This is a genomic window from Clostridium sp. KNHs205, assembly GCF_000702945.1.
Taxonomy (GTDB): domain Bacteria; phylum Bacillota; class Clostridia; order Lachnospirales; family Lachnospiraceae; genus Anaerocolumna.
In genome coordinates this window covers 235,577-249,085 of sequence record NZ_JNLE01000003.1, presented here as the reverse complement: position 1 = coordinate 249,085, position 13,509 = coordinate 235,577, and the positions used below count along the sequence as shown (strand labels likewise).

Genomic DNA, 13,509 nt, shown 5'->3' with positions numbered 1-13,509 from the left:
TGACGATGAAATATTAGAGAAAGGCTATTGTAGAGAATGGAACAGATTTTAAGTGAGCGTTTAGTCTATTGCCCTATTAAAATGGAGGATCTGGATATCTATGTAAAGTTCAGAAATGAGAAATCCTACAGGCAATGGTTCTATTTTCAAGACCCTTTGAACAGAGAAACTGCCAGGAAGGATATTGAAATCATGAATAATCAGAGCGGTTATGTAGTTAATATTTTGCAGGAACCCTTTGACATGGGGCTTTATCTGAAAGATTCCGGAGATTTTATAGGTACGGTATCTCTAAGTAAGTTTCATGGACCCCAAGAGGAGCTTGATTATGTTGAAGTTGGTTATGGAATAGGTGAAGCCTATCAAAATAAAGGATATGCTACTGAGGCTGCGAAGGCAGCTGTAACCTGGGGTTTAAAAAGGCTGGAAGAAGCTGGAGCTGAGCCAGTCATTCATGGAAATGTTGAGCATGAAAACTACCCGTCCCGCAGAGTGCTTGAAAAGACCGGATTTCAGTTGATTCGAACAGAAAAATATTTAAGTATATACGAATTGAAAAGGTACATTTAGATGAAGGAACATATAACGGCAAATTTGCTTTCATAAACGGATTTACCTCAGAACAGATTAATGAGAAGCCATCGAATTTTTGAAATGAAAAGAGAAATCCGGAGAAAAGTGTATCCAGTATTTACAAAAAAGAAAGCTACTGATATAATGTAGGTAACAGGCAGCACAGGGTTAAAACCTATGCTTGCCCAATACGTGTATAAGAAATGATTATCCTATACTTTAGGCGGTGCAGGATAATCATTTTTTGTTGTTCATCTTTATCAGACTAACAACTAGAGTAATCAAAGCTACGACAAAGCTAGAGAAGGTTATCATTAAAGATAATGCTTCTGCAACTGCCATCAGGCGCACTCCCCCTTTCTATGTAATATAGGAAAAGTTCACCTCCTTCCTCTATAAAAGGAAGGGCAAGCACTCATAATTATCCCAAGCCATCAATTGACTTTGCTCCTGTTACCATAAAATTATTATACCAATAAATGAGTCAAAAAATCGATTGAAATTGGGAAAATAAGTATATAAAATTGGTCAATTTTAGCATATATATTTTACTACTTCTCAAAGGGATTATCTTACATTTATACCAGATAGATAGACATTCTTAATGAGTGACAGATAACGAACTAGATGATATAATCTAATAAAATCCAAATATTGTATAGTTTCATAAACAAAAGGAGGAAATGCCGTGAAAAGTAAGTGGATTACGTCTACAGTAATAGCATTGGGAATCTGTGTGAGTATATTGTTGTTTCCTTTCCCATTTGTAAAGGCTCAAACCAATACAAAAGAAACAACAAGCAATATAATGAAACTCTCTCTTAATGCATCCAATCTGAATCTTAGCCTGGAAGAGAGCTATATCCTAACGGCGGAAATCAAACCCCAGAGTAGTAAGAAACATAGAGATATTATCTGGACTTCTTCTGACGATACGGTTGTAACGGTAGTTAATGGTACTATTTATGCTGCTGGGGTTGGAACTGCGATTGTCTTTGCAAACTGTGATACCAATATTGCTTTCTGTAAAGTATCTGTAGTAAGATATAACCCTGTTCTGGCTGTTCAGAAGAAAAATTTTACAGGATATTCGGGGACAGACTTGGAAGTAGTTAAGAAAGCAGCCGAGGTAATTGATAAAAATATTTTACCTGGTATGACTGAGGAGCAGAAAGCAAAAGTAATTTTTGAATATTTGATTGCTAATTGTATATACGATCATCGTGAAAAGAAAGATGTTCCTCGAAGTGCCTATGGCATTATCGGACCGTTACTAAAAAATAACGGTATAGACGAAGGGTTTTCTTATACTTTCAAATATTTTATGGATATCCTGGGAATTGAGTGTCGTATGATGCATATTTATAACAGTTATATGACCAACCAAGTATTCTTAAGCGAAAAGTGGCACATTGTTGGGATACCATGGGATAAACCCATCGCTGGATTTGGAACCAGTGATTATAAAGTGGAAAGTATTGTTACACCTATTCAGAACGAATATAGAAATGCAACAATATGGAAAGAGGTCAATTATGAATCCATATTAAAGGATTATAGAGAAGATATCTACAGTGGAAATGAGGCTGCGGTCATAAAGTCTTCATCAGAGAACAGTAACACTAAAGAGAACAATATAACTAAGAAAGCAGAAGAATATACAGTAATATTAGACACTAATTTCTCATATTCAAAACATTTCTCGCTGGATGGTGAAGCAACAACGATAGAGACAATGAAAGACAAGCAAAAATATGCTCCTCAAATACTTCCTGTTGTAAAAGGCAGTAACAATATCTATATCAGCAGCTTCAATACAAAAGCTGACGGGACTGGAATTTCCTATCCAGACAGAGTTGTAACGAATGTCTCTGAAAACCTGTATTTGTATTGCATCTGGACTGTTGATATAAAACAAACCGAAATAATGCTGAAAAAAGGAACTAACAGTTTTACTGCAAAATGGAGTAAAGCGGGAAGCAAAGAGTATCAGCTCCGTTATTCTACAAACAGCGCAATGAAAAATGCGGTAATCAAGAGCGTTAGCGGGCAGCAAATACAAGTAGCAGGACTAAAGAATAAGACTAATTATTATGTGCAGGTACGCGGATATATTAAAGATGACAAGGGCAATATTATCTATGGTAAATGGAGTACCAGGAAAACAGTAAAGACGGATTAAAAGAGTTACGAACATCAATGAATCGAATCTAATAAATATCAATTCTAAAATGATTAATCATAATGGAGTTATTTAGTAACTCTAACTATAAATACAACAGGAGAAAAGAAATGAACAGAGTAAGCATAATTTGCCTGGGTGTCAGAGATATGGAGACATCCGTTAAGTTTTACCGTGATGGCCTTGGATTTGTCACGGATGTTACGGAAAACAATCCTCACATAGTATTTTTTAATTCCTATGGAACGAAACTGGAATTATTTCCGATACAGGAGCTTGCAAAAGATATCGATGATGTAAATCCTCCGGCTATTCGGGAGGGTTTCTCAGGTATTACACTGGCATATAATGTGGACAGTAAGGCAAAGGTGGAGGAAGTTATTGAACTGGCAAGAAAAGCAGGCGGTATCATCATAAAAGAACCACAGGAGGTTTTTTGGGGTGGTTACCACGCTTATTTTACAGACCCTGACGGTTATTATTGGGAGGTTGCTTATGGGCCTGACTTTAAATACGATGAACATGAGATGCTGATTTTATAGAATTAGACTAAAAAAGATGTCAAAGAGTGTAATGCTGGTATATCAAAAAGGGCCGTTTCCTTGTGTTATAGAAAATTCAGAAATCGAAAATGATTTTCTAATACTTTGAAACAGCCCTTTTTATAGTTATTCATTGCAAGACGATAGAGAAGATAAGTAGTTATTCCAACCCCATTATTCTACGGATTTTAAGGACTCAGCCATATTAATCCGGTCGATTTTTCGAACCAGTATCAGGTTAACAAATAAGGTTAACCCCATAGTGACTATTAATGCATAAAGGTAACTCACAGGTAATATCTGAACATTAAAGGAAACAGCCTCAATCTTTATCTGGTCCATTACGAAACGGTGAAGCAGGATGCCCGCCGGAAGTCCGAACATGGTACTGATAAGAGTGATAACGATATTTTCCCGAAAGACATAACTGTAGGTTTCCTTTGGATAAAAGCCCAGAACTTTAATGGTTGCAATTTCACGGTTCCGCTCTGTTATGTTGATATTGCTCAGGTTATACATAACCACGAAAGAAAGGGCGCAGGCACAGGCAATTACCAGCCACACAATATAATTCAAGCTGTTCATCATATTCGTAACCCGGTTTCTGGTATCGGCTGTAACCACTATGCTTGAAGCGCCATGATCTTTCATGAGCCTGGCAGATATATTGTAAATATCCGTGGAATCAGTAGTGGCGTAAGCTGTCTTATAAGCAGGCGTTTCTCCAAAGACCTGCTCATAGGTGGTCCCGCTCATGAACATATAGTTAAAGGCATAATTCTTAAAGATACCGCCTATTACAACTGTATAGGCCTCTGTGTTATTGAGGCTTATGGTCATGGAATCACCGATCTTAAGATCTTCGGTTTCTGCCAGGCGGTCATTAATGGCTACATAACCTTCTTCTGGAAAAGGAACGGCCTTTCCGTTAAGGTGCAGCCCGATAACCTTTGTAATATCCGGGTCATCGCTTGCTATGACATTTATCTTCTGATTACCGCCTTTGCCTGTGACTTCATAGGTATCTGAGGATATAAAGACACATTCAGACAAGAGAGCGGAGGTATTTTCCTTGAAGGCTGCCATGTCCTTCTTTGTCTGAACCTCTGAAAAGGCTATGGTGTAATCGTAGAGCATTATGGTATCAAACTGATCATCCGCTATATTACTGACAGAATCATTTAAACCTAAACCTGCCAGCAGCAGTGCGGTACAGCCGCCGGTTCCAAGTATCATCATAAACAGGCGCTTCTTATAACGCAGGATATTACGGATAGATACCTTATGGAGGAAGCTGATAGCCTTCCATAATACAGGAATCCGCTCCAGAAAGATTCGTTTTCCAACCTTGGGGGACTTAGGCCTCATTAATTCTGCCGGCATCTGTGACAGCTCCGTCCGGCAGGCAGCATAGGTGGCGCCAACGGAACATAATAGGGAAACCAATAAGGTCAGCAGTGCTAAACTGCTGCTGAATACATATTTAATCTCCGCGAAATCATATAACATCTTATAAGCCTGCCAGATGGCAAAAGGAAATAACCTGGTGCCTGTAAAATATCCAAGGATACAGCCAAGGACAGCAGCACTTCCGGAATAGGTCACATATTTTAACGCGATGGAACGGTTGGTATAGCCCAGGGCTTTCAGAGTTCCTATCTGAGTACGCTGTTCATCCACCATTCTGGTCATGGTGGTGCTGCATACCAGAGCCGCTACGAGAAAGAAAAAGATAGGAAATATCTTTGCAATACCTTCAACAACCGAGGAGTCGTTTTCAAAACTTGCATATCCGATATTTTTCGTTCTGTCCAGTACATAGGTGGCGGGTTTATCAAGTGAGGCTGCCTCCTCTTTGGCATCGTTTATTTTATCCAATGCCTCATTGAGTTTTTCTTCGCTTTCCTTTAGAGTACTTTCTGTATCCTCTTTGGCGCCCTGATATTTCTTAAGACCCTCCTTATATTCTTTTTTTGCATTGGTAAGAGTCGATTTTCCATCTGTTATCTGCTCCTTGTAAGTATCAAGGGTTATTTTTGCCCCGTCCAGCTGAGCTTTGGCTGAGGTAAGCTGCTTCCCGGCTGTTTTAAATTCCTTTTCAGCGGTTTTTCTTGCTGTATTCAGGGTGCGCTGAGCGGTCTTCAGCTGTTTCAGGGAGTTACTTAAGGTCTGATACTGGGTAATTACCCCGGTGGCTTCTATTTGAGCCAATCCTTCTGAGACCTGTTTTAGCTGTGCCGTATAGGTCTGGTATTCGGTACTTGCGGGATCTGAAAGCTGGGAAAGAGCGGCTTTTAAAGTGGTTTCTGATTCTTTTAAGGTATTATATTGTTCGAGGACACCGCTTTTTTCAATCTCATTCATAGCACCTGTTACTTTAGTGCGGTTGGTGGTAATTTCCTGTTGCTTTTCTTCCAGGGTAGTTAGAGTTTCGGATTTTTTTGTATCAAATTCTTTCCTTGCGGTGTTATATTCAGATAGGGAGGAGTTATATTCCTTTTCTTTTTCTGCTAAGGTAATCTCGCTGCCCGCCAGTTTCTTTTCGTTCCTGCTTATCTTAGTTCTGGCGTCCTCTAATTTCTTTTTGGAATCACTTAACTTATTTTCTGCTTCTTTCTTTCCCTCCAGGTATTCAGCATAAGAGGAATCGTATTCACTTTGGGCATCTGCTATAGCTTCACTGGCTTCCTTTATGATATCACTGTAGCGCAAATCTCCACGGGCTTTGACAGCAGCTTTTAACGGCTGTTCCATAGCGGATATGGCAGCCTCATATTCTTTACTAAAGATCTGACCTTGGTTATCAGCAAGGGTAACATAGATTTCACTATAATAATCAACGCTGAAACCGTCTTCCGGAAGGTAGAGAAAGGCATTAATGGAACCCCCGGCAAGCTTAGTGGTACCCCGGTCACTGCGATACATATAGTTTACGGAATTGCATAAGCCGACGATGGTGTAATCCTGATAGGAAAAGCTATTCCGGACCTCTTCTTCGTTTTTTTCAGATATATTAATTGTTTTTCCAAGATCTTCTTCTGTGAAATATCCGGCATCTGCAACACATTCATTATCAGCCTCAGGGAGTCTGCCTTTTACCAGCTTTATCTGATTCAGGTTGTCTGTAATGGAGTGGGCTTTAAAGATTACATCCTCCGTATCATGAAAAGCTGTAATAAAATCGGCATTAATTGCACCCTGGGCAGTGGTTACACCTTCAAGGCCACTGATGTTATCCACATCTTCCGCGGTAAAGCCCAGAGTGGAGAGCAATCGGTAATCATACATTTTGGTGGTTTTAATAAAAGCATCACCTGTCTGTAGCATTGCCTCTTTGGTTATCTTAAGGCCTGAGAAGAATCCCACGCCAAGAGCTATAATAACAAGAAGCGCAAGATAACGGCCCAGGGTGTGCCGTATTTCCCGGCGGTTGTTTTTGTTCCATGCAGAATTTCTCATTACCATTCAATCTCCTCTACCGGTATAACCTTCTCATTTTTACGCACCGAAGAGACGGTTCCGTTTTTTACATGAATTACCCGGTCAGCCATTGCTGTCAGTGCTGAATTATGTGTGATGATGATAACAGTCATTCCATTTCTCCGGCTCTGATCCTGTAATAATTTAAGAATCTGTTTACCGGTATTGTAATCAAGTGCCCCGGTAGGTTCGTCACATAATAATAGCTTGGGATTTTTAGCCAGTGCCCGGGCTATGGAAACACGCTGCTGTTCTCCGCCTGATAACTGGGAGGGGAAATTATAGAGCCGTTCTGAGAGGCCTACACTTCCAAGAATCTCCGCCGCAGGAATGGGATCTTTTATCATCTGAGAAGCAATCTCAACGTTTTCAAGAGCCGTCAGATTTGGTATGAGATTATAGAACTGGAATACAAAACCAATATCTTCTCTGCGGTAGCCTACAAGGCTTTTTTTACTCAGGGCGGAAATCTCTGTGTCACCAAGAAACACCTGGCCGGTGGTCAGAGTATCCATTCCGCCTAAAATATTTAAGAGGGTGGTCTTGCCGGCACCTGACTGCCCTACAATTACACAGATCTCACCTTTATCTACTTCAAAAGTGGTATCATGCAAAGCATTAACTTTAACATCACCTGAATGATACGTTTTACCGACATTTTCAAATCGTACAAAAGAATTCATGGTACCTCCTAAGCTGGGGATAATTACAAGCTAAATTATGAATTGAATGAATTTCTGGGATTCCCAGCCCAGCGATTCATATCGGTGTGGCTTGCTTCTGGTCTGTTTGGAACATGACCATTTGCTCCTGCTGATATATTATCCCCTATAACTTGACAAGTGTTGAAAAATAAACTAGAATTCAGCATAATATATTCAGCTAAAGAAATCAATAAACAGTATAAAACAGGATGTGTATTTTTCAACAGAAATGCAAAAATTATTCAAAATATGAGGTGAAACAGCTATGAATAAAAGCGGTGATAACAACCGGAGTGTCCGTAATACCAAGAAAAAATTATTGACAGGTCTGCTCAGTCTCATGCGTCAGAAGGCAATTTCCAATATAACGGTCCGGGAGCTTACAGAGCTTGTGGATGTTAACAGAGGAACCTTTTATTTTCATTATACGGATATTTATGATATGATCAGTCAGGTACAGGAAGATTTTTTTCAGAAATTCAATGAAATTATTGATCAGATGATGAATCATCCGCCGGTAAAAGGAAAGCCCCCGGAGGTCCTGGTAAGGATTTATTCCATCTGTGCAGAAAACAAAGAGTTCTGTGAGATTATGCTGGGGCCAAACGGAGATGCTGCTTTTGTTGACCGCATCAAAAATATTGTTGATGAGAAAATCTCTGATTTGTGGAAAACCGTCGGCGCCCATATGACGGAAGAGGAATATGACTATTTTAATGCCTTTATCATCAACGGTTATATCGGTTTTCTCCAAAAGTGGCTGAAAACCGGCTGTAAGCAGTCACCAGAGGAAATGGCAGCATTTGCAGCCAACGTGATTATCCCGACAATAAAAAGCTCTATTGAATTAAATGGACTGATGAAGACTTATAATCATTTAAACTGACAGTCACATGGTAGGTGTCTGTATAGATTGAATATGCAGAAAGTATCTCTTGCTGCAGTATCTTTATATTAGGTAGAATCTTAAGTAGCTTGATAAAGCATAAGGTATTTACCTGGTAGTATATTAAGATAATGACATGGGAGAAAGCCAATGGGAGAAGAAGATAAGAGAAATAAGCTGGATGAAAGTCCATTTACATTTGAGGTATCTAAGGATAAGAATGTTTTTATATTCTGGCGTGGCAAGAGGGTTACTATTCTAAAAGAAAAAGTCAGTGACAGGTTCCTGGAGCGAATCAGGAATACAGATCAGAAGGAAGCACAGCTGATAATGGCTAAAGTAACAGGTAATTTTAAGCGTGGAAATGAAAAAAATAAATAATTGGTATGGATAGGTTTCAATGGTTCGTACAATTACTGCACTGTATTAAATACTGCATGTCTGTTTATGCACCCCAGGTGGCGATGAGAGTAATACACTATAGTGACAGGTGTCATTATAGCCGTATTATCCTTAAGGTTCACTGCAAAGGTTCATAAATATGGACATGTTTTTTTGTTGGATTGTATTGTATGCTGCTTTATTGTGAAGAAGAGTAATTGCTTTGTTATATTCAATGGAAAAACTGGTAAAGAGTTGCTTGATAATTTGACAAATTTGGTAAATATAGTTTATTATACACAACAGAACTTATGTTTTGGTAGAGCCGGTATATTGCAAATATAATTGCGTAAAAAGTCAATTCAAATTAAGGCTGAGTTTTGTCGGAAAAATAAATAAAAATTATTCAAACATATTCTAAAGTTAAAAGGTTATATCTGTGAAAGCATTTACTAGGGGGTGGAGATTTGTTAAGCAGTGAGGAGATGGATAATCTGATGGTACGGATTTCCAGAAGGGAAATGGTGGCACTTGAGGAATTTTATGAAGAGATGAGTAAAGCCGTATACGGATTAGCCTATGTCATAACAAAATCACCTTATGATGCAGAGGATATAATGCAGAATACCTTTATCAGAGTCTGGGATAAGGCACATCGTTACCGCTGCGGAACCAATGCAAAAGCCTGGGTAATGAAGATAGCAAGAAACCTTGCTCTTACAAAAAGAGAGGAGGGTAAAAGGTTTGTGGAACTGGATGAAGAACTGCCATCAGAGGATATGTACCGGAAGATGCTGCAGTTCCAGGAATTAAATTCATTGCTGTCCATGCTAAAAAAAGAGGAGAGGGAGATAGTGGTTCTCTATTCTGTTGGTTTTTCTCATAAGGAGATTGCTGAGATTCTTAAGAGGCCATATGCAACTGTTCGGTGGAAGTATAGCAACGCAATCAGTAAACTGTCTCAAAAGGAGCAAAGCTTTGGATATGATAAAGCATCTGCAGAAATGGAGAGTAATTATGAAAGAACCTGAAATACTTTCACAAATAAATAATATCCTGGAGGAGGTAACCCCCAGGAATTTTACTGACCTGAAGGAGAAGCTGAAAACTGAGAAACGGAAACAGAAAAAGAAGTTAAGGTTTGGGTTTGCAGTTGCCTGCCTTGTACTGCTTTTAATCGGCGGAGCTACTGTTACTGCCGATCAGCTCACCGGAACAAACTTCTTTTACCAGTTTTATCTGGACAGAAGAAGAGAACCCCCCAAGAGTCAGGTGTATTTGGCACCCGAGCAGTATAAAGAAATTTCCTCCCGCAGTGTTGGAAAGGTCGTAGATTCGGATGAATTGAAGATTGAGGTACTGGGGGCCGTAGCAACGGGTAATGTTGGGTCTGTTATGCTGAGATTTACAGTAAAAAATGCGGAGAATGTATTGAAGGAGAAAGGTATTTACACGGAAGGAAGATTTGGTTTTAATGAAGAAAGCGGCGGTACCTTATTCCAGGATGCCCAAGGTGGCAGTCTTGGCTATCATTATATTCCCCTGAATGGAAATAGTGGGGAGGTACAGTTTGAGATCCTTTATACCGTTATAGGGAAGGAGAAAATGACTGGCAAACAATACAGTATAGAACTGGCAGGGCTTGCGTTCCATACCCAGGAAAAAATAAAAGGTATCTATAAAAAAAAGTGGAAAATAGACATAGATTTTGATAAAGAAGTGGATTATACCAAGACAATCCTTTTAGATCAGGATATTTTACTGGGTAATAAATATGTAACGCTGACTAAGATAGAATTAACGCCTTACTCCTGTATCTTTTCTTTTGAGAAAAGAACCACGAAGGATTCGGATCTTGACATTGTAATGGAGGAGCTTGAGAAAAAGAGTGATAAAGCAATTATTTATTTTCCGGAGGCCAGTTTAGATAAAAAAGCTTTTTCTTATTCTATAAGTGGAGGCAGGGCAGATGAATTCGGTAATTTAGAGCCTGATGTAATCTATTGCAAGGCGTCACTCTTTTTTAAAGAACCCATTATGGTTGATAACGTGAAGAATATTAAGTTTAATGGAAAGCGTTATTATTTGAAATAAGGGACAGCTTTTACTGTAATTTGGAAGTCTTATATTCCAATATTAAGGTAAATACATTATAATACCCCTTGGAGAATGGAATCCATATAAAGAAAACAAAGGAGTTGTATAATGTATAATCACCATAAACTTGCTATTGAAACAATAACTAATAAATTAAAACAACGAGAAGATGTATTAGGTATAATTATCGGAGGATCTGTGGCTCATGGCTTTGCCGGAGAGAATTCTGACATTGATCTAATGCTTGTAATGTCAGAAGAGGACTATAAAAAAGCCTTGGCGGAGGAGAACTTTAACTATTATGAAACCGAAGCGACACCTTATGAAGGCGGTTATGTTGATGGAAAGTGCACCTCAGTAGAGTTTATAAAGAAAACGGCTGCTATGGGAAGTGAACCTGCAAAGTTTGCCTTTAAAGACGCCTTTGTATCCTACTCAAAAATTGAGGGACTGGAGCAGCTTGTGGCAGAAGCCTCCAGATATCCGGTGGAAAGAAAAATAGAAAACCTGGAGAAATTCTATGCGCAGTTTGAAGCCTGGAGATGGTATTTCTATGAAGGTATGAAAAGGAATAACGAATATCTGATTACAACAGCAATATCCAATTATGTATTGTTTGCGGGAAGATTAGTGCTAACCTACAATGAGACCTTGTATCCTTACCATAAATGGTTTTTAAAAGTGCTTGAAGGTGTGGAGAAGAAACCCGAAAACCTACTGGAGTATATGAACAAGGCAATCAAGGAGAAGTCAGAAGAGGCTGTGGAACAGTTGTTTAACTGTATTGTAAATTTTCATACCTGGACCTCTACTACAAAGGAATGGCCTATCAGATTTATGCAGGATAGCGAGCTAAACTGGCTGACAGGTAATGTGCCGGTAGCAGATATTTAGATGATCAATTCAAGCTTTAATCGAATTATTAGTGTCAGGAAATCAGGGTAATATTAAGGCATACATTATTTGTACAGAAAATGGAAAGCGGGCATATTCAGCCTGCTATAAGATATAACTGAAAGGAAGAGGAAGAAATGGATGTAATGGAGCAGACACAACAGGTTATAGATATGCTTGAAAGTGATATCTTTCAGGCTGACTTTGGCAGAGCCGCCAGGGTTACCGGTATACCTCTTGGTGTGTATCAACGGATATTCAGTTATATCTGCGGAATATCAATGACAGAATATGTGCGCAGAAGAAAATTAACGGAATCAGCCAGAATGATCTTGGAAGAGAAGGTAAACGTAACGGAAGCGGCTCTCTGCTGCGGTTATGAGAATACTGCCTCCTACACGAGAGCCTTTAAAGAGCAATTTTTGGTGCCGCCTGTTCAGCTGACCATTGAAAGCTATAAGGAGAAAGCTTTTTTTCCTCTTTTCTTTACAGACAAGGATACTTATTATGTTATGAAAGGAAGAAGGATTATGGCTGAGCTGGTAAAAATCGATTATGAAAAAACGGAGGACCTTCTGCTGATTGGTATAAGCAACAAGGAGCATGGGGTGTCTGGCAACAAAGAGCTATGGGATATATTCTGGAGTCAGCATTATGATGATAAACTGACAGCTCTTATGGATTATCAGGTTGGTATGGAGGATTGCATGGGACTTGGGTATTCAGCAGACTTTACTTCAGAAGAAGGCCTTGGCGATACCTATATTGTAGGCAAGTTCTTTCAACTGGGTACTCCTGTTCCGGAAGGGATGACGGGGAGGATAATCAAAGGAAGAACAATTGCAAAAGCCCAGATAGGTGCAGCAAACTTTGAGGATATTCTGAACAATGCATATCTGTTAATGTCGGATATGGTGCTTAAGAACGGTTATGAACTGGACTATGAGGATTTCTACTGGATTGAATTCTACACTGTAAGCAGATTTTGCACGCCTATGGAAACCGGAAGCAAACAGATAATCTGTGATTGGATAATGCCTTGTATTAAGAAATAATGAAAGAAGGGGTTGAAAAACTGCTGATTTTTTACTTGTTTTTCAACCCCCTATCTTTTTATTAATCTTACTTATTTTATTTCCTTCCAATCATCCTCTAAAATTGCCATCAGAATATCATCTGCGTATTTTTCTCCGTCCCAAATGGCATCTCTCAATACACCTTCCCGTTTAAAGCCAGCTTTCAGATAAGCCTTTTCGGCACGTGGGTTAAAAGAAAATACATCCAACTCCAATCGGTGAAGCTTCAGCTGTTCAAATGCAAAGTCACGGGTCATTTGAGTAGCCCAGGACCCAATACCTTTCCCGCATATTTCACTGTGGAAAATTCCAATACGGAAATTGGCGCTTCTTAAGTCCCAGTCAATTTCATTAATTACACTTTCTCCAATAATCCGTCCGCTGGGGTCTATGATCAGGAAATCATAGCGGTCGTCAGCCTCTATACATTGCAGGAAAAAGCTAACGACTTCATCATGGGAAAAAACAGCCTTGCATCCGGTTAGCCTTGCCACTTCAGGGTCTAAGGGATTATAGTTCTGGTGATAATAGTTTTCTGCATCTTCTTTATTCGCAAGTCTGAGGATAAAATTGTCCTTCTCCCAGATTTTTTCAATTTTTTTCATTAGGATTTCCTCCGTTGTGTCTCTTCATAGAATCATCTCATTTACTGAGGTGAGTTTATTATAACATTTCACTTAATATGAAGTAAACG

Annotated in this window: 12 protein-coding genes; 9 read left to right on the top strand and 3 right to left on the bottom strand. The window is 39.2% G+C overall.

The window, feature by feature from the left end; translation table 11 throughout:
- Nucleotides 1-36 precede the first annotated feature (36 nt).
- From BR73_RS26985 to BR73_RS0101105, 3 genes are all read left to right on the top strand, one after another.
- Complete coding sequence (locus BR73_RS26985) at nucleotides 37-570, top strand: GNAT family N-acetyltransferase (protein WP_051684882.1); 534 nt, start codon at nucleotides 37-39, stop codon at nucleotides 568-570.
- Nucleotides 571-1,261: 691 nt separating this feature from the next.
- The gene (locus BR73_RS0101110) at nucleotides 1,262-2,755 is read left to right on the top strand and encodes a hypothetical protein (RefSeq protein ID WP_033164049.1); all 1,494 of its coding nucleotides are present in this window, start codon (nucleotides 1,262-1,264) and stop codon (nucleotides 2,753-2,755) included.
- A 110-nt stretch (nucleotides 2,756-2,865) separates the two neighbouring features.
- On the top strand, nucleotides 2,866-3,297 hold the full coding sequence (locus BR73_RS0101105; protein ID WP_033164048.1) for a VOC family protein: 432 nt from the start codon (nucleotides 2,866-2,868) through the stop codon (nucleotides 3,295-3,297).
- 174 nt (nucleotides 3,298-3,471) lie between these two features.
- Here BR73_RS0101105 and BR73_RS0101100 read toward each other — a convergent pair whose 3' ends face one another.
- The gene (locus BR73_RS0101100) at nucleotides 3,472-6,756 is read right to left on the bottom strand and encodes an ABC transporter permease (RefSeq protein ID WP_197032609.1); all 3,285 of its coding nucleotides are present in this window, start codon (nucleotides 6,754-6,756) and stop codon (nucleotides 3,472-3,474) included.
- Nucleotides 6,756-7,460, bottom strand: coding sequence for an ABC transporter ATP-binding protein (locus tag BR73_RS0101095; RefSeq protein WP_033164046.1), 705 nt, complete (start codon nucleotides 7,458-7,460; stop codon nucleotides 6,756-6,758). Before BR73_RS0101095 ends, BR73_RS0101100 begins: the two co-directional genes overlap by 1 nt.
- A 286-nt stretch (nucleotides 7,461-7,746) precedes the next feature.
- Here BR73_RS0101095 and BR73_RS0101090 point away from each other — a divergent pair, with 286 nt between their 5' ends.
- From BR73_RS0101090 to BR73_RS0101065, 6 genes are all read left to right on the top strand, one after another.
- Entirely contained in the window at nucleotides 7,747-8,367 is a 621-nt protein-coding gene (locus BR73_RS0101090) for a TetR-like C-terminal domain-containing protein (RefSeq protein ID WP_033164045.1), read from the top strand.
- A 150-nt stretch (nucleotides 8,368-8,517) separates the two neighbouring features.
- A complete protein-coding gene (locus BR73_RS0101085; RefSeq protein ID WP_033164044.1) occupies nucleotides 8,518-8,748 on the top strand; it encodes a hypothetical protein in 231 nt (76 codons plus the stop codon).
- A 467-nt stretch (nucleotides 8,749-9,215) separates the two neighbouring features.
- The gene (locus BR73_RS0101080) at nucleotides 9,216-9,779 is read left to right on the top strand and encodes an RNA polymerase sigma factor (protein WP_033164043.1); all 564 of its coding nucleotides are present in this window, start codon (nucleotides 9,216-9,218) and stop codon (nucleotides 9,777-9,779) included.
- A complete protein-coding gene (locus BR73_RS0101075; protein ID WP_033164042.1) occupies nucleotides 9,766-10,842 on the top strand; it encodes a hypothetical protein in 1,077 nt (358 codons plus the stop codon). The genes BR73_RS0101080 and BR73_RS0101075 overlap by 14 nt, the downstream gene beginning before the upstream one ends.
- 111 nt (nucleotides 10,843-10,953) lie before the next feature.
- A complete protein-coding gene (locus BR73_RS0101070; RefSeq protein ID WP_033164041.1) occupies nucleotides 10,954-11,739 on the top strand; it encodes a nucleotidyltransferase domain-containing protein in 786 nt (261 codons plus the stop codon).
- A gap of 137 nt (nucleotides 11,740-11,876) precedes the next feature.
- Nucleotides 11,877-12,794, top strand: a complete 918-nt coding sequence (locus BR73_RS0101065; protein ID WP_033164040.1) for an AraC family transcriptional regulator — start codon at nucleotides 11,877-11,879, stop codon at nucleotides 12,792-12,794.
- A gap of 71 nt (nucleotides 12,795-12,865) precedes the next feature.
- Here BR73_RS0101065 and BR73_RS0101060 read toward each other — a convergent pair whose 3' ends face one another.
- Complete coding sequence (locus BR73_RS0101060) at nucleotides 12,866-13,420, bottom strand: GNAT family protein (protein ID WP_033164039.1); 555 nt, start codon at nucleotides 13,418-13,420, stop codon at nucleotides 12,866-12,868.
- Nucleotides 13,421-13,509 lie beyond the last annotated feature (89 nt).

Bases quoted from the DNA above. Each gene is read 5' to 3' on its own strand.
- BR73_RS26985 (WP_051684882.1), top strand. From the start codon at position 37: ATGGAACAGATTTTAAGTGAGCGTTTAGTCTATTGCCCTATTAAAATG.
- BR73_RS0101105 (WP_033164048.1), top strand. From the start codon at position 2,866: ATGAACAGAGTAAGCATAATTTGCCTGGGTGTCAGAGATATGGAGACA.
- BR73_RS0101100 (WP_197032609.1), bottom strand. From the start codon at position 6,756: ATGAGAAATTCTGCATGGAACAAAAACAACCGCCGGGAAATACGGCAC.
- BR73_RS0101095 (WP_033164046.1), bottom strand. From the start codon at position 7,460: ATGAATTCTTTTGTACGATTTGAAAATGTCGGTAAAACGTATCATTCA.
- BR73_RS0101090 (WP_033164045.1), top strand. From the start codon at position 7,747: ATGAATAAAAGCGGTGATAACAACCGGAGTGTCCGTAATACCAAGAAA.
- BR73_RS0101085 (WP_033164044.1), top strand. From the start codon at position 8,518: ATGGGAGAAGAAGATAAGAGAAATAAGCTGGATGAAAGTCCATTTACA.
- BR73_RS0101075 (WP_033164042.1), top strand. From the start codon at position 9,766: ATGAAAGAACCTGAAATACTTTCACAAATAAATAATATCCTGGAGGAG.
- BR73_RS0101070 (WP_033164041.1), top strand. From the start codon at position 10,954: ATGTATAATCACCATAAACTTGCTATTGAAACAATAACTAATAAATTA.
- BR73_RS0101065 (WP_033164040.1), top strand. From the start codon at position 11,877: ATGGATGTAATGGAGCAGACACAACAGGTTATAGATATGCTTGAAAGT.
- BR73_RS0101060 (WP_033164039.1), bottom strand. From the start codon at position 13,420: ATGAAAAAAATTGAAAAAATCTGGGAGAAGGACAATTTTATCCTCAGA.